Source organism: Methylobacterium sp. E-065, from assembly GCF_022829605.1.
Classification (GTDB): Bacteria; Pseudomonadota; Alphaproteobacteria; order Rhizobiales; family Beijerinckiaceae; genus Methylobacterium.
This window is the reverse complement of the sequence record NZ_JAKSYD010000125.1, coordinates 24,579-41,937: the sequence shown is the minus strand read 5'-3', so window position 1 is coordinate 41,937 and position 17,359 is coordinate 24,579. Positions and strand designations below refer to the sequence as shown.

The following is a 17,359-nucleotide window of genomic DNA, read 5'->3' as shown; positions in this document are numbered from 1 at the left end:
TCCTGTCTGGACCATCGCGATCGAGCACGGCTCTACGACGCGCGCGTTTCGCCGAAGAACCCGATCAGGGCCTCGTTGAAGCGCTCGACATCCTCGAGATTTGTCAGGTGCGCGCCGCTAAGTTCGCGATACTGCGCACCGGCGATGTGGTCCGCCAGGAAGCGGCCATCCGCCGGCGGCGTCGCGAGGTCGTGCGTCCCGGCGATCACCAGCGTCGGCACGACGATCCGCGGAAGCTCGCCGCGGAAATCGGCGTCACGCACCGCCAGGCAGGCCGCCGCGTAGCCCTCCGACGCCGTGGCAGCCAGCATCCGCCGCAGGCTGGCCGCCAGCTCGGGTTGGGCGGCCGCGTAGCCCGCCGTCAGCCAGCGCGAGGCCACCGCATCGGCGATGCTGCCGACGCCGTTCGCGCTAACCGCCTCGACCCGGCTGGTCCAGTTCTCAGGCGGTCCGATATACGCGGCCGTGTTGCACAGGGCGAGGCGCGCCAGCCGCTCCGGATGGTTCAGGGCGAGCCACTGCCCGGTCAGGCCACCCATCGACACGCCGGCGAAATGCACCCGCTTCAGGCCAAGGTGATCCAAGAGGCCGACCACGTCCCGGCCGAGTCGGGCGATCGTGTAGGGTCCGGTCGTCACCTCCGACTGGCCGTGGCCGCGTGTGTCGTAGCGGATCAGGTGGAAGTGGCGCGCCAGGGGCTCGACCTGCGGCGCCCACATGTCCAGCGACGCACCCAGCGAGTTGGACAGCACGAGCGCGGGGTTCGCGGGATCGCCATCCGCACTGTAGTGCAACCGCACGCCATCGAGTTCGGCGAAAGCCATATGCGCCCCTCCCTCAGAGATAGCTTCTGCCGTCGAGATAGGCCTTGCGCCAGCGCTTGATCTCGACGCGCGCGAACAGGCCCACCGTGTGGAACGGATCCGCCTGGATCAGCGCCTCGGCCTCGGCGCGGGTCTCGACATCGACGACATAGAGGCCGCCGCCCGCATCGCTGCCGTCGTCGTTCAGCTTGGCGCCGCAGGCCAGGAGGCTGTCCTTGATCCGGTCGAGATAGGCCAGATGCTCGGCGCGGTGTGCCTTGCGGATCTCGAGGCTGCCGGGCTTGTCGAAGGTCTCGATGATGAAGGGCATGGTTTCGACCTGTCAGTTGGCCGCGATGGCTGAGGGATGCTGGGCCAGCGGCGTGACGTGGATCGTCATGTACGGGTAGAGCGGCAGCGCCGTCAGGATGTCGTGCAGTGCGTCATTCCCTGCGACATCGAAGACGCTGTAATTCGCGTATTGCCCGGCGATCCGCCACAGGTGCCGCCACGTGCCGTCCTGCTGCAGTTTCTGCGAGAAGGCCTTCTCCTCGGCTTTCAGACGGTCCGCCTCCGCCTTCGGCAGGGTGGCGGGGATGTCGACCTGCATGTGGACCATATAGAGCATCGCGTCTGTCCTATGCCGACCGGATGTCCGTGCGGGCCGCGACGCTTATCATCCCATGACAAGCTGTCGATGCTGTCGCCGCACGACTTGAGCGCGGGATCGGCGACGGTCGGGGGCGATTGTTCCCGATTCCGCCCCGTCGTTGCGGCCATCCGGATGCAAGCCTATTCAGCCGCCCCATAAACCGAAGCTCACAGGGGTGGATGCGTCCGACGATGACGGCACAGGCGACCAACGAGGTGGTGTTCGAGACGCGCGGCGCCCTCGGCCTCGTCACGCTCAGCCGGCCCAAGGCCCTGAACGCGCTGACGCTCGGCATGATCCGGGCGATGCAGGCCCAGCTCCAGGATTGGGCGGCCGACAACCGCGTGACGCGCGTGGTGGTGCAGGGCAGCGGCGGGCGGGCCTTCTGCGCGGGCGGCGATGTCCGGCGCATCTACGAGGCCGCCAAGGCTGGTCAGACGGAGGCGATGTTCGAGATCTGGCGCGGCGAGTACGAACTCGTCGCCGCGATGGCCCGCTACCCCAAGCCGATCGTCGCGCTGGTCGACGGCATCGTCATGGGCGGCGGGGTCGGCATCTCGGTGCACGGGCCGTACCGGGTCGCGTCCGCATCCTACGCCTTCGCGATGCCGGAGGTCGGGATCGGCTTCGTCCCGGATGTTGGCACCACCGCGCTCCTGCCGCGTCTGGCGGGTCGCAGCGGCACCTACCTGGCGCTGACCGGATCGAAGATCGGCGCGGGCGACGCCCTCGCCCTCGGGCTGGCGACCCATGCGGCGCGCGCCACCGACTTCCCGGCGATCCTCGACGCGTTGGCGGAAGGCGGCCCGATCGAGCCGGCACTGGCCGCCCACGCCGCGCCTCCGCCGCCGACCGGGCCGGTGATCCGGGAGGCTGCCCTGATCGAAGCATGCTTCTCGGCTAAGAGCGTCCCGGCGATCCTGGCGCGACTCGACGCGGTCCAAGGGTCGGCGTTCGCCGCAGAAGCGGCCCGCACCCTCCGCAGCCGGTCGCCGACCAGCCTCTGCCTCGCCTTCGAGCAGATGCGGCGCGGGGCCGATCTGGACGTGATCGCGGCCATCCGAACGGAGTACCGGCTGGTGACGCACATCATGCGGGGGCACGATTTCTACGAGGGCGTGCGCGCGGTGCTGGTCGAGAAGGACAACCGGCCCGCTTGGCAGCCAGCCACACTCGACGCCGTCGACCCGGACGCCATCCGGGAGGCCTTCGAGCCGCCAGAGGAACCGGAGCCGAGCTTCATCTGAGGCGTGTCGACCACCCGCCGCGCGCCCTGCCCCTCCGCAGATGCTCGCAGATTCAGATATCGGAGACCAATCGCCGCCGTCCCAGAGATTATGGCCGGGTCCAAGGTGAGAGTTGCTAGATGCAGGTCAGCGGCTCGGCGAACGTCACCGGAAGGGCCGCCAGAGCCAAGGCGGTGCTGTGCGGGATCAGGACCCGCGTTCACCGCCGTGTCGGGCGCGCGTGCCGGACCCTCCGATGGGGCCGGCGATGGGCCCGGGGCGGCGGCGCGATTGTCGGCGCCGCGGCGGGCGGCGGTGCGGCGACCCCATCATGGGCCGCGATCACCCGACGGGCTTCCTCGACGCTCATGTCGCAGGCGCTCGTCATCCCCTGCAACGCCCCGAGGGCGCGATTGTATTCGGGGAGATTGGTGCATCCGGGAACGCCCCAGGCCCAGGCCGGAGCCGCACCCATCGTCGCCAGCGCCAAGCCGGCCAGACCCATCCTGAACGACACGTCCGTCCTCCCGCGGCCGGGGCCCGAATCCCCGGATCCCACCGCGTGCCAAGCGACGAGTCCTCCGATCGGTTCACCCAGCCCGCCCGCGATGCGGCGTTTTTCCAGCACACCGATGCGGAAGGCGTCCGTGCGGCAGCCGGTGGAGGGCCGACGTTCAGGCGGCCTGAAGCAGCGTGCGGGGCTGGGAAAACACGAACTCGCGCTTGTAGAAGTATACGCCACCGTTCCGCATGGCCTTATTGGCGTCGTCCACGTCGAAGCCGAACGGTCGGTCCCGTGTGGTGTCGATGCAGGTCACGTAACGCCACTGCACGCCGTCAATCATCCTGGGGATCGGCTGATCCTGACGAACGGCACAGAAAAGCTGGCCATCGGAGGACTTGGCGAAAATATAGAAGGTCTTCCGCGCGCACATCAGAACCTCCAAAGCCCTTTGGGGTGTATCCATGACGCAACAATCAAGTTTAAAACTGATTCGACGGCAATAGTCAAGCTTCTGCCACAATCTCGCCACCGATCGGGCAGCGGCTCACTCGGCAGCCTCCTGGAGGGGCTTGCCGTTGTCGACGACGGATACCGACAGGATCTTCACGGTCCTGTCGCCGACCACCGTGTAGCCGGCATGGGGGACGCCGCGCCGGTTGATGCCGCGCTCGCCGGCCGGCCGCTCCTTCGGCGCCTGTCCCAGCACCTGCGCGAGGCCGCCCTCCAGCAGGTAGTAGGCTTCCTCGCCGTTGTGAAAATGCCGGCGCGAGGTCGCCCCCGGCGGGATCTCGACCAGCTGCATGACGATCTCGCGGCTCTCATCACCCGAGACTGGCTGACGACCGAGCTCGGTCCGCTTGACCTCCTGAGCTGCGGCTGCACCTGCGATGACCAGGGCGCCCGCCGCAATCAGGTATCTCCCAGCCGATGGGCGGCGTGCCATGTCGTTCTCCCGGATCTTGTCTGTTTCCGAGAGTATGACATCGCCTGCTCCGACCGAGAATAGCTGGCCAAGACGTTGCATTACAGTCTTGCTGCTCGCTTCACCCCAGCCGGTTCCAGCGCGAAGCTCTCAGCGCTCGTTGTAACGCGCTCGCTCGCGGCGAACCGGTGTCCACTTCGGCGGAGCGTGATCTAAAGGCAACCGATACGCCGCAGGGCGCCGATCAGCTTGCGGCCGACCCGGTAGCCGTTGAGGGATTCGGATCCGAGGATCTGAACGGTCTCGGTCTCGGCAGTCCGGCCGTAGAGGAACAGGTGGAAGCTCGGCGCCGCCTGTTCCGGCGGCGTCGCGCTGACCTGACCGCAGAACGCGATGTCGTGGCCGGTCTCGCCCGGCATCGGTCTGACCTTTCGGAACCGGACGCGGGGCGCATCCGGGAACTGGGCGGCGACCCTGGCGCGCATCCCCGTTTCGAACGGCGCGCTGAATTCGGGCGCGTCCGGGGCGATCAGCCCGAGCGTGTCCTGCCCGCGGACGGCGGACGGCGCGAGCAGCAGCACGAGGAGCGGTGCGACCCGCAGGCCGGCGCGTCCCGCCCCCGCCAGGGCACGGTTCGAGGCCCATGGTTGAGACCAACACGCGGCCGGCTCTCCGGCCTGTCGATGCGAGGACAGGGGATCCGCTCCCTGAAGAGACTTCGCACTGCACGAAGATTGTATTGAATCACGAAGCCTGATCGAGAGAAAGCGGCCGACGCCGCGGCGCGCCGACCCGTGCCCCGCGCAACGCGGGACCGCACCGTCCGCCTCCCCACGTTGACTCAGCATAATGTATGAGTATTGCCGTTTGTATGCGTTTTGACGGGAGATTTTGATGAATCGGAAGGATGCAAATCCGTCTCAACCCGATTTCCGGCGCGCGATAGATGACTTCGCGGTGCGCGTCGTCGCGGCGTATCTCTCGCGCAATGCCGTCGCGCCGACCGGCCTGCCGCAGATCCTGACCAGCGTACACGCCGCACTGATGGCACTCGTGCCACCGGCCGATAGCCTGCCGCCGCCCGTCCGGCCGACGCCGGCCGAGATCCGCAATTCGGTCCAGCGGGACGGCCTGATCAGCTTCATCGACGGCCGCGCCTACAAGACCCTGAAACGCCACCTCAAGGCTAACGGCCTGACGCCCGAGCGGTACCGCGCGCGCTACGGCCTCCCGAGCGATTACCCGATGGCGGCCCCCGGTTACGCCGCGCGGCGCGCGGAGATCGCGCGGGCGATCCAGTTCGGCCACGAGCCGGCCCGAACCCACACGTGAGGCCACCTCACAGAACGCGTGCGAATCCCTGAATTGTCCGGTCCCCGCCACGGCGATACGCTCGGTCCGGGGGGAGAGGACGGGTTTGGGCGACATGGACGCAGAGACGGACCTGCATGCCGGCCGGTGCCATTGCGGCGCGGTGCGGTTCGACGTGGCGCTCAGCGACGGCTTCCGATCGATCCGGCGCTGCACCTGCTCGTACTGCCGCATGCGCGGCGCCGTCGTGGCGATGGCGGAGGCGGGCGGGATCCGGATCCGGCAGGGCGCGGAGGTGCTGACGAGCTACCGCTTCCACACCGGCGCCGCAGAGCACTTCTTCTGTTCCCGCTGCGGGATCTACACGCACCATCAGCGGCGCTCGGACAGCACGCTCTACGCGGTCAACGTGGCCTGCCTGAAGGGTGTCAGCCCGTTCGATTTCCCCACCGTACCCGTGATGGACGGCGTCAACCACACGAACGACACCGGCCAGCCGACGCGCCGCGCGGGGACACTGCGCTACGAGCCCGCCGATTGATCCTGCGCCACGCTCAGCCGATCCCGAAGCGGCGGATGAGCAGGACCGCGATCGCCAGGAGCACGAGGAGCAAGGCGGTGACCGCCAGCGTCACCCGGCCGCCGACCCGGGTCAGGACGCGAACATCGCCCCGAGGCCCAGCGCGGCCATCGAGACGATCGCGAGGAAGCCGGCGATCCGGGCGACCGCGCCGTCCGGGACCAAGCCCAGCGAACGCAAGGGGTCAAGCCGCCGCCGGCTAGCGCAGCGACGTCCTGTGCCGCGCAGGCGCCCAGGCCAGATCGTGCGCCGCCATGCCGATCAGCATGGCAACCACGAATACCAGGACCGGCGCCGCACCGGTCGAGAGTCCGGCTATAGCTGGTCCCGGGCAGAAGCCCGACAGGCCCCAGCCGACCCCGAACAGGGCGGCCCCGAGCACCAGCGGCGGATCGATCCGCCGCGCCGTCGGCAGGTCGAAGGTCTCGGCGAGGACCGGGCGCCGGAATCGGCGGGACAGGGCGTAGCCGAGGGCCGACACGCTCACCGCCCCGCCGAGCACGAAGACGAGGCTCGGATCCCAGGCGCCTCCGACATCGAGGAAGCCGCGCACGCGGGCGGGGTCGAGCATGCCCGACAGGGACAGGCCGAGCCCGAACAGCAGGCCGGCGGCGAGCGCCGCCAAGGCATGCGTCGCGACGGAACGCGCCGCGCCGCTCACGACGCCACCCGCATCATCGCCACCGTCAGCATGCCGGTGGCGAGGAAGACCAGCACCGCCACGATCGAGCGCGGCGACAGCCGGGCGAGCCCGCAGACCCCGTGCCCGGAGGTGCAGCCGGAGCCGAGCCGGGTGCCGAAGCCGACCAGCAGCCCGGCCAGCGCCAGGACCGGCCATCCGGCGGCGATCCGCATCGCCGGCCAATGCCCCGCCAGCAGGGCGAAGACCGGCGGCCCGAGGACGAGCCCAATCAGAAAGGCGGCATCCGCGCGCCATCGCGCGCCCGGTCGCGTAAGTCCGGCCACCAACCCGCTGATCCCGGCGATGCGGCCGTTGAGCAGAAACAGCATCGCGGCGGACAGGCCGATCAGCAGGCCGCCCCCGAGGGCCGGAAGATACGCGTCCATTGTTGAGAATCCCGGTGTCTCTGGCGTCGGGATATCGCCGGGCCGCCTCTGGAACAAGCCTTGCCAAACGGCGTTGGATCGATAATTATCAAGCGATAACAATGGCTTAGCGAATAACATGCTCTACTTCGGGCAAGTCGCGAACGAAATCGTCTCCGCCGAGCCGGAGGACGCAGAAGGCCTTTCCTCGGGAGGGACTCCGCTCCCCCCCGCCAAGGCCGAAGCCAGGAATCACGACCGGGCACCCGGACCCGGCAGCGAGGAGGACCGGATGCCGGCAGCAGCGATCAGGCGGGGGGATCAGGTGGTGTTCGAGCGCCTGGACCTCGCGGAGGCCCTGGGGATCTGGCGGCACGCCAGGGGCCGAATCGTCCGCATCCACGGTCGGGACGGGCGCTCGGGCACCGTCGATGTCGCGTTCGACGGCCATGCCGTCCTGGAACGCTATCTGCCGGACTTGTTCCGGCGGGTGCACTGATCGGCCAGCCCCCGTGACCGCACGCGCCATCCTGCAGCCGCCCCTGCGGGCGATCAGCCACAGCACCGAAGAGGCGGAGGTCTGGGCGGAGCTGCGCGCGGAGGCTATGGCCGCCCTGATCGAGGAACCGCTCTACGCAGGGCTGATCCAGGCGACGATTCTCGACCAGCGCAGCCTCGCCCAGGCGCTGGCCTACCGCCTCGCCCACCGGCTCGGCGATGGCGACCTCTCGCGTCTGTCGATGCGCGACCTCTGCCTCAAGGCGTTCGAGGCGGATTCCCGAGCGAGCGCCCACGCGGTGCGCGACCTGGTGGCCATCCGCGAGCGCGACCCGACCTGCCGGCGCTACCTGGACCCTTTCCTGTTCTACAAAGGCTTCGCCGCGCTCGAAGGCTACCGGGTCGGTCACTGGCTGTGGCACCAGGGACGGGCGACCCTGGCGCTGCACGTCCAGAGCCGCATCTCCGAGGTGTTCGGCTGCGACATCCACCCGGCGGCCCGAATCGGTTCGGGGGTGTTCATCGACCACGCCACCGGGGTGGTGATCGGCGAGACCACGGTGGTGGCCGACGACGTATCGATCCTCCAGTCGGTCACGCTCGGCGGCAACGGCAAGGAGAGCGGCGACCGGCATCCCAAGATCGAGCGCGGGGTCCTGCTCAGCGTCGGCGCGAAGGTGCTGGGCAATGTCCGCGTCGGCGAAGGGGCCAAGATCGCCGCCGCCGCGGTCGTGCTGGCAGACGTGCCCGCGCACACGACGGTCGCGGGCGTGCCGGCCCGGGTCGTCTCGCGCCTCCGCGCCGATGAAGAGCCGGCGCTCAGCATGGATCAGTCGTTCGGCTTCGGTGACGGGATCTGATCCGTCCAGAAAAATCCTTCTTTTGAAACGTTGTCCTCAGGTTGCTCCGGCGCGCGCCGGACAACAGAGAATGAATTTCTTTGCTCTCCGATTTTTCTTAACTTGCATTCTCCTTTCCGGACGAACGAGAGGCCATCATCCCATCGAGCAAGGTTAAATAGGAATTCTCTTCCGTTGACCATCGAGCCATCCGAGTCGTACTCAAGCGTTGCTGGTTCTGCAGCAGGCCGATCCAGTCAAAATAGCGACGCAACATTTCAGGCTTACACCGAAACATTTGATTCATTGGACCGTATCCTGCTCGAAAGCTGATCCGGCCCTTACGAAATCCTGCGTCCGGCCCGTTTCGACGACGCGGCCGCCCGCCGATGCGCGGGCCGATGGGGCGCGCCCGCAACCAGACGGAGACAACGAACGATGAGCGGACCGGGTTTGAGCGTCAGCGCCACAGCGGCACGCAATCTTGCGACGGCCACCGTCACGTCGGTCCAGAACGCGGCCAACACGCCGCGTTGGCTCCTGCGGCTTCTACCCTTCGTGGACGTGGCCGGCGGCGTCTACCGCGTCAACCGGCGGGCCGTCGTGCTGGCCAAGCCCGGCCGGGTCGAGCTCACCGCCGAGGAGAACGGCCGGATAATCCGCTCCGGCTCGCTCCGCTCCGTGCCCCTGTTCAGCCGGCTGGGCGATGCCGAACTCGCGACGCTCGCGGGCAAGTTCAAGGAGAGCCGGCACCAGGCCGGTGAGGTGATCCATCAGGAGGGCGCCGCCGAGCGCAGCCTCACCGTGGTGGCGGACGGCACGGTCGAGCTGACGCTGTCGGGCCCCTACTCGGGCCGCCTGCGCCAGGGCCTGGCCACGAAGGGCGATTATTTCGGCGATGCCGGACTCGCCGGTGAGAAGGCCCCCGCCCCGGCCGTGAAGGCCCTGTCGGCTGTGACGCTCCTGACCCTCGACGCCGCCGCGGTAGAGAGCGAGGAGATCCGCTCCAAGATTGCCCAGTATCAGGAGGAGCGCGAGCGCCTGAAGGGCCACTCCAACGCCTACGGTGAGCAGGGTATAGAGCTTCTGGCGGTCCATACCGGCGAGCCGCGCCTGCCGACGACCTTCGTGGACTACCAAGTCGATCCGCGCGAATACCACCTCTCGACCATCCAGACGATCCTCAACACCCACACCCGGGTCACGGATCTCTACTCCAACGAGATCGACCAGCTGCGCGAGCAGATCCGCCTGACGGTCGATGCCGTGAAGGAGCGCGAGGAGTGGGAGCTGCTGAACAACGCGCAGTTCGGCCTGCTGGGCGAGGTCGGCCCGCGCCAGCGCATCCCGACCCGCGGCGGCCCGCCCACCCCGGACGACCTCGACGAACTGCTGACGCTGGTCTGGAAGAAGCCCGCCTTCTTCGTGGCCCATCCCCGCGCGATCGCGGCCTTCGGCCGGGAGGCGACCCGCCGCGGCGTCCCGCCGGTGGTGGTGCACCTGTTCGGCGCGCCGTTCATCACGTGGCGCGGCGTGCCGCTGGTGCCGAGCGACAAGCTGCCGATCGACATCGACCCGGTGACCGGCGCCCAGACCACCTCGATCCTGCTCCTGCGCGTCGGCGAGGGCGAGCAGGGCGTGGTCGGCCTGCAGAAGTCCGGCGTGACCGGCGAGATCGAGCCCGGCCTGTCGGTGCGCTACATGGGCACCAACGACCATTCCATCGCCTCGCACCTCGTGACCCGGTACTTCTCGGCCGCCGTGCTGGTCGAGGACGCGATCGCCCGACTCGATAACGTGCTGCTGGGCAACTACCATGACTACGCCTGAGGTGCCGGCGCTCGGCATCCCCACGGGGAACGTGGGCGAACTCGCCCACGCGGATCTCGTCGGGCGTCTCGCCCGCGAGATCTACGGCCAGGGGCAGGCCGCGAGCCAGCCCTTCGCCCCCACGATCCCGGCAGGGCCCCAGGCGCCTCAGGCTCTGGAAGGCCTGCCGCAGGGCTTCGGCGGCGCCAAGCTGCCGAGCGCCTCGGTGGGAACCCCCTCGGCTCCGGCCGGGGGGCTTCCCGCGGGCTTCCAGCCTGAGGTCTCGGGCCTGGGCGCGCGCTCCTTCGGGGCGCCGCCGGTCGGCGTGCCGGGCCTTTCCGGCCCGACGCTTCCGAATCTCGCACCCGCGAGCCCGGCCTTCGCCGATGTGGCGGCGATCCCGCCGATCCACCCGGCGAGCCCGCGTTCCGTCCTGCCGGACTTCTCCTTCCCCGGCGGTCCGGAGCTGCACCGGCAGATCGCCGCGGACCATCCCCGCGCCAACGCCTTCGCGCACGCGCTGGCCCCGCATCTCGTCCCGGCCGCGCCGACGCAGACCGGCGTGGATGAGGCCCCGGTGGGCGACTACTACTTCCTGAACTTCGGAGCCCCGGCCCGCCGCGCTCCGGCGAGCCCCCGGGTGGAACCCACCCGCCATCCCGGCCCCGCGCCGCGGCTGACGGCGCAGGGATCGAGCCCGGTGGCGGCGCCGTTCGACGTGGAGCATGTCCGCCGGGATTTCCCAGCCCTGCACCAGAGCGTCAACGGCCATCCGCTGGTCTGGCTCGACAACGCCGCCACCACCCACAAGCCCCAGGCCGTGATCGACGCGACGAGCGAATTTTACGGCCGGCACAACTCGAACATCCACCGGGCCGCCCACACCCTGGCGGCGCGCTCGACGGACCTGTTCGAGGGCGGCCGGGAAGCGGTGCGCCGCTTCATCAACGCGCCCACGAAGGACGACATCGTCTTCCTGCGCGGGACCACGGAGGCGATCAACCTCGTGGCCGCCTCGTTCGGCGGGGCTAATATCGGGCCGGGCGACGAGATCATCGTCTCGACCATCGAGCACCACGCCAATATCGTCCCCTGGCAGTTGCTGGCGCAGCGCACCGGGGCGACGCTCCGGGTGATCCCGGTCAACGACCGGGGCGAGATCATCTTCGAGCAATACGCAGCTCTGCTCTCGGGGCGGACGAAGATCGTCTCGGTGACGCATGTCGCTAACGCGCTGGGCACCGTGAACCCGATCCGGGAGATCATCGCGCTGGCCCATGCCTACGGCGTGCCGGTGCTGGTCGATGCGGCGCAATCCTCGCCGCACATGCCGCTCGACGTGCAGGCGCTCGATGCCGATTTCCTGGTCTTCTCGGGCCACAAGGTGTTCGGGCCGACGGGGATCGGCGCGCTCTACGGCAAGACCGCCCTGCTCGAAGCGATGCCACCCTGGCAGGGCGGCGGCCATATGATCGAGGACGTCACCTTCGCCCGGACGGTCTACAAGGGCGCCCCGGAGAAGTTCGAGGCCGGTACCCCGGACATCGCGGGTGCGGTCGGCCTCGGCGCGGCGCTGGATTATCTGGAGAGCATCGGCCTGCCGGCGATCGCCGCCTACGAGCACGACTTGCTGGAGTACGCGCAGGGCGGTCTGGCCGAGGTGAAGGGCCTGCGCCTGATCGGCACGGCGCACGAGAAGGCGAGCGTGATGTCCTTCGTGATCGAGGGGCAGGAGAACCAGGCGGTGGCCCACCACCTCGACGCGCACGGCATCGCGGTGCGCTCGGGCCATCACTGCGCGCTGCCGGCCCTGCGCCGGTTCGGCGTCGACCAGTCGGTGCGGGCTTCGCTCGCCTTCTACAACACCAGCGCGGAGGTGGACGTCTTCCTGAAGGCGCTCCACACCCTGCCGCGGCACTGAGCCGAAGCGCGCCGGTCCCAGGGGCCGGCGCGCCTATCGCTCCCCGGGCTTGAACGGCGGTTCCTTGCCGGGCGGCACGCCCTCCTCGGCCATGCTCAGAAGCATGGCGACCGTCACGTAGGTACCGGTCAGCGCAGTCAGGTCGACCACGCCCTGCTCGCCCAATACCGCCTTGGCCCGCGCGAAAGTCTCGTCCGAGATCGCGTGCTGCGTGGAGAGTTCCATGCAGAAATCGTACACGGCGGCTTCGTCCGGCTTCATGCCCTCCGGTCGCTTGTTCGCCTTGAGGTCGGCCGCGACCTGCTCGGAGAGGCCGGCCTTGATGGCCAGCGGATAATGGGCGAACCACTCTACCTGCGAGCGCCAGAGCCGCCCCTGGATCAGGATGGCGAACTCGTTCAGCCGCGTCGGCACGGAGGTGTGCCAGCGCAGATAGTCGAGCAGGTCGTACATCCGCTGCGCCATCTCGGGGCTGCGAATCATCGGGTTGTAGGGGCCGGCCAGCCCGACGCTCGAGACCTTGAGGATCTTCTCGCCGACCGGGCGTTGCGCAGGCGTGAGCTGCTCCAGGGTCAGTTGCGGAAAGCGCGGCGCGTGCGCGGCCGCCTCACGCGTCCCCTGCGCCGCCAGCCAGCCCCCGCCTGCCGCGAGGACGGCCACAGCCGCACTGCCCCAGATCCCGAGCCTGCCCATTGTCGATCCCTCCGCCATGCGGGCGCGCGTCTCCGCGCCTCTGCACCGGCAATGTCGGCGGGTCTGATGCCGGGGTCCAGTGGTTTCGAGGGGGTTCGCGATGCCGTCGCAGCGCTTGCCTGACCGGGCACACTGGCCAGGATCGATCCGGCGGGCGAAGGGTTGGCGACCCCGGTAGGGCTCGAACCTACGACCTGCCGCTTAGAAGGCGGCTGCTACGGTCGATTAAACTGTTGCTGATGAGCTACTTTCCAGCGCGTTGTCGTTACCGTGTTGCGTTGGTGTTGCCGGTTCGATTGCGCCAAGCACAGAGAGTTCACCTGCGGTGGCGGCACGGCGGTCCATCCGGCCGGCCTTGAACAGGTGCCCATAGACTCGCTGGGTGAACTCGGGCGACTCGTGGCCCGCCCATTCCGAGACCTGCCCAATCTTAGCTCCCTCGTCGATCCAGAGGGACACAGCGAAATGCCGAAAGCTGTGCGCGGTCCAACGCGGCGAGCCGTCGGCCGCCACGATGCCGAGGGTAGCCTGCAAGGGCCTGAGTTGTCGGTTCACGATGTTCGGATAGCCGATCGGCGTCCCCAATTCCGATGCGAACACGAGACCGCCCTCCCCTACTGTCCTCGCACGCCAGTTTGCCAGGATCGTCACAAGTTGGGGACCGATCGGCACACCACGCAGCGCAGCCGCCGTCTTCACGGTGGCTAGCACGTTGTAGCGGTCAACGCCCTCTCGCACCTGCAGGTGCTCGGGCTCGACGTTGGTCCATGACAATCCACGGGCCTCTCCAATCCGCAGCCCGGCAAAAGCCATCGTGGCAAGGAGCGGTCGCAGCCAGGGTGTGGGACGGAAGGTTTCAACCTCTACGTCGGGGTACTGCGCGCGGAAGGCACGCGCTGCCCTAATAGGATGTTCGGCCGGGACCCGCTGCACGTCGAGGATACGAGTTCCTTTTCCGTCTCGTTCGCGAGCGATCAAGAATAGTGCCTCGGTATCGGCAGCCGCGGCGAGCATCGACCTGACGGCATCGCGCTCAGGAATGCGAACCGTCTCTTCAACCTCAAGGATCACAGCGCGCCGGGTCTTGCGCCGGCTTCGGAGCGATCGGACTGGGTTGGTGTAGGCGAGGCGCCGACGGATTGCCTCATCAAAGATCGCCCCCAGCACAATCCTGGCACGCCTGCAGGTGTCGTCGGTGCGGCCCTGTTCCTTTAGTCGTTCCAACCAAAAGCCAACATCGGCTGGGTGGAGTTTCGGGAGCAGCCGGGAGCCGAGAAAGGGCTTTACGTGGCCGCCGTAGTACACACGATAATTGTGCAGCGTGGCGCCTGCAGCTTGGTCCGCTTTCAAGGCGGCGATCAGCAGGACGTAGGCATCGTCGACGGTGCTCGCCTGGCGCTCCGGCACATGGGTGCCAGCGACAACTTCCGCCTTCACTCGGGTCAAAAAGGTGTCCGCCTCTCGTCTGCGCTCGAATTGTTTGAAGCGGCGCTTACCGTTGTTGTCGAGGTAGGCTGCCAGCCACGCTACTTTCCCGGACGGCAGCGTTCGCTTTCTGAGGGTCGCCATGTGTATGCTCCTGCAAGGGAATCCGGCGAACGGAGGCGTAAAGTTCTTCTAAACCCAACGCCATGTAGAACGATACGACATGGGCCTTGACGTGTCCATGAGGTCATGTATTTTGGTTGGACATGGAGCCGGGGAATGGCGTTCTTCAACGACCTCGTTCGGACTATCGCGGCCGTCGAGGGTATGGATGAGATGACCGTCCGTGGCATCGGCATAAGGATTAGAGATGGAGGCTACATCTCTAAAAGTGGACGTGGGCTCTCTGCGGCCCAGATGAATAACCGGGATAAAGCGAACTTGCTGATTGGAGTAAATGCAAGTGACACGGCCATCGAGGCTGGAGACAGCGTAGGTCATTACAGAAATCTGAGATTGGCGCAGGTGTGGCCACCACGTCCGAAATTCAAGGGCGTCATAAAAGACGTATTTTCCTCAAATCGAACCTTTGGTTCCGTGATGGAAGATATAGTCGAATTTTGCGCGTCACCCATCAGCGATATGGATGTGCTTGGCCACCACTTTACCAACGGATTCAACTTCAAACATGAAGTTTTGACTGAGTTAGATGATGCAAGCGGCTTCGATGAGGTTATAACTGTGGCATTAAATTTTCGAAAACCAGAAAAGACCGCCACAATAGAATTGAAATCCGCTGACGCCGACCAAATATATCTCAATGTTCAGTATGGTCTTCCCAGCAAAGAGGCTACTTCAGACCGTCGAGACGTAACCACTATTACTCAGAAAACCCTTCGGGCTGTTGGTCAGCTCGTATAACATCTTCAAGGTGCTCAAATGAACGCTCCGGTAGCGCGCCCGCTGGGCGCAAACGATCCCGGCTTGTCTCTCGCCCACGACCTCATGTCCGGTGCGGAAGCAATCGCCCTATTCATGTTCGGTGACGGCTCAGAGCCCAGCCGTCGAAAAGTGTATCACGCAGCGGACAAACTCGGTCTGCCGTGCTTTAAAATTGGCGGCACCCTGTGCGCTAGGCGTTCGACTATCTTGGCATGGATCGAGCGCCAAGAGAATACCGATTGAGAGCTTCTAGCTCAGCCCAAGATGATCGCGACATCTCTTCTGGCCAATCTTTATACGCCGGAGCGCGAATTATAAAATTTAATTTTGTCGCGCTTTTGCATAATTATGCATGACACGTGGGGATTCAGATTTCTGTTCGCTCGGGGCCGGAATTAGATTCATGTCCTGGATCTGGATCTCGATAGCCATTGTGCTTCTTGGCGCTGAACTCAATTCCGAGATGGCGCGGCAAACCGCGAGAGACAGCACTGTTGGCCGGCCTAAGCCGTTGGGTTCTCGAAAGGCCTTCGCTGCAGATACGGTCGGTCCGCTGTAGGATCACCCGACCTCTTCTCCATTCGAATGTCGTCTCAGCCAGATCAACAAGGATCTGAACGTTCCGCCCACTTAGCCGAACCGGTCAGCCACAGCTTGACAGTAAGGGGCTTCAAACCGCAATTTCATTGACAACTTCTTGAACGTAAGCACGCGCAAAGGCTACGGTTTGGCGCGCGGAGCTAGAACTCCAACGTGTACACGAGTTCGTCAAAACCTATGACGTCATCATCTTCTACAGTGTTTTGAACTTATCAAACGCTTAGAAACTTCACTTCAAGCTGAACGCGAACAACCTGATGGCAAAATAGGCGAAATGCCATAGGGAAAGCCGTTCCTTCTCATGACGAAAATAAGGAACCACGGCTGGGCAGCCAACCAAGTGGCTTCCCCTGATCGAGTTCGAATTGATCCTGCGACGCGGACCGTAGCAAGGAGGCTGTGCCAGCGACTGTGATACCAATCTCAAGGGCCGAAGGGTTTAGATCAGCAAGAGCGGAGCGAAAACGACCGAACGGCTGGTAGCGAACAGGCCGCGGTGACGGCGCACCGCTGACCCAAGCTTAAGTGCGATTAGGACATGTTGAGAACCGCCCGCCGGATGACGTCTCAACGAGACCGTCTTGTATCTGTTGGTCTGCCATTCAGCCCGAACCAGCCAGCATAAGCTTGACAGTCGGTGGCACGGGACCGGCGTTCCAAGGGCAATCAGTCTGAGCAGGGCCATAAGCCAATGGCGGTCCGGCGGGTAGATGTTCGCAAAACATCTTCAAGAACCGTAACGCACCTATGTTTCCTGCTTTCCTACATTTTAGGCGTCACTTCTCGGCCCACGGTCGACCTCAGCTTGATTTCGCGCAACTTAGCGGTGGAATCGGCGAAACGGCTTAAGAAAAGCATTCCTTTTTCGAGGCAATAGAAAACGATCAGGGATTGAGCGGCCAACCGAGTGACCTCGTTGGTTCGAGGCCGAGTTGATACCGCGATGCAGATCAAGCTGCGGGTGAGCATTGCCAGCGGCTGTGCCGCCACTCGTAAGGTCGAGCGGTTCAGATCCCCAAGAGCGGGACGTTAATGACTGAACGGCCGGTTGCGAACTGGCACCGGTGGGGGCTCACTGCCGACCCAAGCTTGAGTATGATCAGGACAGGTTGAGTAAGGCCTGCCTAATGATGTCTCAACCAGGCCGCGTTGTATCTGGGCGGTCTGTCATTCAGCCCGAACCAGTCCGCCTTAGCTTGGCGGTGAGTCGCATGGCATCGAAGTTTCAGCGCAATTCCTCTGAACGGGGCTACAAGCCAAAGCGGAGGTCTGACAGGCCGATGTTCGCGGAACATCGTCACAAGCCCCGACAGCCTCGTGCGTCATACAATTGGCAGTTCTAATGGGTGTTTCCTCATGCGAAGTGCCGCCCGAACATGACTATTCCAATCTACTAGTATGATGGCAACCGATAAACACAGGCGCCCACATCGCAATTTCAATTACAACGAAATCTGTGACTGTGAGCCTTCCTCAAAATGAGTATCAGATTTAGGCAATCGTCTTTCGAAGCGCCGTGAAACGCTCATAGCGAAGGTATTCATTGTATAAAGCGACCATCAGGCCAAAAACGAGACCCGATGTTC

Annotated in this window: 19 protein-coding genes and 2 pseudogenes; 9 read left to right on the top strand and 12 right to left on the bottom strand. The window is 65.7% G+C overall.

From position 1 onward, the window contains the following. Window positions 1–32: 32 nt before the first annotated feature. Genes pcaD through catC form a run of 3 tightly spaced genes read right to left on the bottom strand, consistent with a single transcriptional unit; the run spans window position 33 to window position 1,431 of the window. Window positions 33–824: a 3-oxoadipate enol-lactonase gene (pcaD, locus tag MKK84_RS17320; protein ID WP_243921821.1), complete on the bottom strand. Its 792-nt coding sequence runs from the start codon at window positions 822–824 to the stop codon at window positions 33–35. Window positions 825–837: 13 nt separating this feature from the next. Further along, a complete protein-coding gene (locus MKK84_RS17315; protein ID WP_243921819.1) occupies window positions 838–1,134 on the bottom strand; it encodes a YciI family protein in 297 nt (98 codons plus the stop codon). A 12-nt stretch (window positions 1,135–1,146) separates the two neighbouring features. Next, the gene (catC, locus tag MKK84_RS17310) at window positions 1,147–1,431 is read right to left on the bottom strand and encodes a muconolactone Delta-isomerase (protein ID WP_243921817.1); all 285 of its coding nucleotides are present in this window, start codon (window positions 1,429–1,431) and stop codon (window positions 1,147–1,149) included. Window positions 1,432–1,646: 215 nt separating this feature from the next. Between catC and MKK84_RS17305 the strand changes: the two genes are divergently transcribed. Beyond that, window positions 1,647–2,702, top strand: a complete 1,056-nt coding sequence (locus MKK84_RS17305; protein ID WP_243921815.1) for an enoyl-CoA hydratase/isomerase family protein — start codon at window positions 1,647–1,649, stop codon at window positions 2,700–2,702. A 199-nt stretch (window positions 2,703–2,901) separates the two neighbouring features. Here MKK84_RS17305 and MKK84_RS17300 read toward each other — a convergent pair whose 3' ends face one another. The 4 genes from MKK84_RS17300 to MKK84_RS17285 all read right to left on the bottom strand — a co-directional run bounded on the left by MKK84_RS17300 (window position 2,902) and on the right by MKK84_RS17285 (window position 4,689). Continuing rightward, window positions 2,902–3,198 carry a hypothetical protein gene (locus MKK84_RS17300; RefSeq protein ID WP_243921813.1) on the bottom strand — a complete coding sequence of 99 codons (297 nt, stop codon included), beginning with the start codon at window positions 3,196–3,198 and terminating at the stop codon, window positions 2,902–2,904. A 157-nt stretch (window positions 3,199–3,355) separates the two neighbouring features. Further along, entirely contained in the window at window positions 3,356–3,616 is a 261-nt protein-coding gene (locus MKK84_RS17295; RefSeq protein WP_243921811.1) for a hypothetical protein, read from the bottom strand. A gap of 114 nt (window positions 3,617–3,730) precedes the next feature. Beyond that, entirely contained in the window at window positions 3,731–4,129 is a 399-nt protein-coding gene (locus tag MKK84_RS17290; RefSeq protein WP_243921809.1) for a cupin domain-containing protein, read from the bottom strand. Window positions 4,130–4,320: 191 nt separating this feature from the next. After that, complete coding sequence (locus MKK84_RS17285; protein WP_243921807.1) at window positions 4,321–4,689, bottom strand: hypothetical protein; 369 nt, start codon at window positions 4,687–4,689, stop codon at window positions 4,321–4,323. Between the two features lie 313 nt (window positions 4,690–5,002). Between MKK84_RS17285 and MKK84_RS17280 the strand changes: the two genes are divergently transcribed. Then, window positions 5,003–5,440 carry a MucR family transcriptional regulator gene (locus MKK84_RS17280; RefSeq protein ID WP_243921805.1) on the top strand — a complete coding sequence of 146 codons (438 nt, stop codon included), beginning with the start codon at window positions 5,003–5,005 and terminating at the stop codon, window positions 5,438–5,440. 94 nt (window positions 5,441–5,534) lie between these two features. Beyond that, window positions 5,535–5,960, top strand: coding sequence for a GFA family protein (locus MKK84_RS17275; RefSeq protein WP_243921803.1), 426 nt, complete (start codon window positions 5,535–5,537; stop codon window positions 5,958–5,960). A 13-nt stretch (window positions 5,961–5,973) separates the two neighbouring features. Here MKK84_RS17275 and MKK84_RS17270 read toward each other — a convergent pair. The 3 genes and pseudogenes from MKK84_RS17270 to MKK84_RS17260 form a co-directional block, all read right to left on the bottom strand. Continuing rightward, window positions 5,974–6,188 (bottom strand): annotated as a pseudogene (locus MKK84_RS17270) (putative sulfate exporter family transporter); the annotation flags it as partial. A 10-nt stretch (window positions 6,189–6,198) separates the two neighbouring features. Continuing rightward, complete coding sequence (locus MKK84_RS17265) at window positions 6,199–6,660, bottom strand: YeeE/YedE family protein (protein WP_243921801.1); 462 nt, start codon at window positions 6,658–6,660, stop codon at window positions 6,199–6,201. Continuing rightward, on the bottom strand, window positions 6,657–7,067 hold the full coding sequence (locus MKK84_RS17260) for a YeeE/YedE family protein (RefSeq protein WP_243921800.1): 411 nt from the start codon (window positions 7,065–7,067) through the stop codon (window positions 6,657–6,659). Before MKK84_RS17260 ends, MKK84_RS17265 begins: the two co-directional genes overlap by 4 nt. 271 nt (window positions 7,068–7,338) lie before the next feature. On the opposite strand from MKK84_RS17260, the gene MKK84_RS17255 reads away from it, so the two are divergent. The 4 genes from MKK84_RS17255 (at window position 7,339) to MKK84_RS17235 (ending at window position 12,113) form a co-directional block, all read left to right on the top strand. Next, complete coding sequence (locus MKK84_RS17255) at window positions 7,339–7,545, top strand: hypothetical protein (RefSeq protein WP_243921798.1); 207 nt, start codon at window positions 7,339–7,341, stop codon at window positions 7,543–7,545. A 13-nt stretch (window positions 7,546–7,558) separates the two neighbouring features. After that, the gene (cysE, locus tag MKK84_RS17250; protein WP_243921796.1) at window positions 7,559–8,404 is read left to right on the top strand and encodes a serine O-acetyltransferase; all 846 of its coding nucleotides are present in this window, start codon (window positions 7,559–7,561) and stop codon (window positions 8,402–8,404) included. Window positions 8,405–8,821: 417 nt separating this feature from the next. Then, on the top strand, window positions 8,822–10,213 hold the full coding sequence (locus MKK84_RS35490) for a family 2B encapsulin nanocompartment shell protein (protein ID WP_279599579.1): 1,392 nt from the start codon (window positions 8,822–8,824) through the stop codon (window positions 10,211–10,213). Beyond that, the gene (locus tag MKK84_RS17235; protein WP_243921794.1) at window positions 10,200–12,113 is read left to right on the top strand and encodes a family 2A encapsulin nanocompartment cargo protein cysteine desulfurase; all 1,914 of its coding nucleotides are present in this window, start codon (window positions 10,200–10,202) and stop codon (window positions 12,111–12,113) included. Before MKK84_RS35490 ends, MKK84_RS17235 begins: the two co-directional genes overlap by 14 nt. 33 nt (window positions 12,114–12,146) lie before the next feature. Here MKK84_RS17235 and MKK84_RS17230 read toward each other — a convergent pair whose 3' ends face one another. After that, window positions 12,147–12,806: a carboxymuconolactone decarboxylase family protein gene (locus MKK84_RS17230; RefSeq protein ID WP_313899346.1), complete on the bottom strand. Its 660-nt coding sequence runs from the start codon at window positions 12,804–12,806 to the stop codon at window positions 12,147–12,149. 225 nt (window positions 12,807–13,031) lie between these two features. Beyond that, a complete protein-coding gene (locus MKK84_RS17225) occupies window positions 13,032–14,375 on the bottom strand; it encodes a tyrosine-type recombinase/integrase (protein ID WP_243921791.1) in 1,344 nt (447 codons plus the stop codon). A 135-nt stretch (window positions 14,376–14,510) separates the two neighbouring features. Here MKK84_RS17225 and MKK84_RS17220 point away from each other — a divergent pair, with 135 nt between their 5' ends. Then, complete coding sequence (locus MKK84_RS17220; protein ID WP_243921789.1) at window positions 14,511–15,152, top strand: hypothetical protein; 642 nt, start codon at window positions 14,511–14,513, stop codon at window positions 15,150–15,152. 400 nt (window positions 15,153–15,552) lie between these two features. Then, window positions 15,553–15,732: pseudogene (locus tag MKK84_RS17215) on the top strand (hypothetical protein); the annotation flags it as partial. Between the last annotated feature and the right edge of the window lie 1,627 nt (window positions 15,733–17,359).

Bases quoted from the DNA above. Each gene is read 5' to 3' on its own strand.
- pcaD (WP_243921821.1), bottom strand. From the start codon at position 824: ATGGCTTTCGCCGAACTCGATGGCGTGCGGTTGCACTACAGTGCGGAT.
- MKK84_RS17315 (WP_243921819.1), bottom strand. From the start codon at position 1,134: ATGCCCTTCATCATCGAGACCTTCGACAAGCCCGGCAGCCTCGAGATC.
- catC (WP_243921817.1), bottom strand. From the start codon at position 1,431: ATGCTCTATATGGTCCACATGCAGGTCGACATCCCCGCCACCCTGCCG.
- MKK84_RS17305 (WP_243921815.1), top strand. From the start codon at position 1,647: ATGACGGCACAGGCGACCAACGAGGTGGTGTTCGAGACGCGCGGCGCC.
- MKK84_RS17295 (WP_243921811.1), bottom strand. From the start codon at position 3,616: ATGTGCGCGCGGAAGACCTTCTATATTTTCGCCAAGTCCTCCGATGGC.
- MKK84_RS17290 (WP_243921809.1), bottom strand. From the start codon at position 4,129: ATGGCACGCCGCCCATCGGCTGGGAGATACCTGATTGCGGCGGGCGCC.
- MKK84_RS17280 (WP_243921805.1), top strand. From the start codon at position 5,003: ATGAATCGGAAGGATGCAAATCCGTCTCAACCCGATTTCCGGCGCGCG.
- MKK84_RS17275 (WP_243921803.1), top strand. From the start codon at position 5,535: ATGGACGCAGAGACGGACCTGCATGCCGGCCGGTGCCATTGCGGCGCG.
- MKK84_RS17260 (WP_243921800.1), bottom strand. From the start codon at position 7,067: ATGGACGCGTATCTTCCGGCCCTCGGGGGCGGCCTGCTGATCGGCCTG.
- MKK84_RS17255 (WP_243921798.1), top strand. From the start codon at position 7,339: ATGCCGGCAGCAGCGATCAGGCGGGGGGATCAGGTGGTGTTCGAGCGC.
- MKK84_RS35490 (WP_279599579.1), top strand. From the start codon at position 8,822: ATGAGCGGACCGGGTTTGAGCGTCAGCGCCACAGCGGCACGCAATCTT.
- MKK84_RS17235 (WP_243921794.1), top strand. From the start codon at position 10,200: ATGACTACGCCTGAGGTGCCGGCGCTCGGCATCCCCACGGGGAACGTG.
- MKK84_RS17230 (WP_313899346.1), bottom strand. From the start codon at position 12,806: ATGGGCAGGCTCGGGATCTGGGGCAGTGCGGCTGTGGCCGTCCTCGCG.
- MKK84_RS17225 (WP_243921791.1), bottom strand. From the start codon at position 14,375: ATGGCGACCCTCAGAAAGCGAACGCTGCCGTCCGGGAAAGTAGCGTGG.
- MKK84_RS17220 (WP_243921789.1), top strand. From the start codon at position 14,511: ATGGCGTTCTTCAACGACCTCGTTCGGACTATCGCGGCCGTCGAGGGT.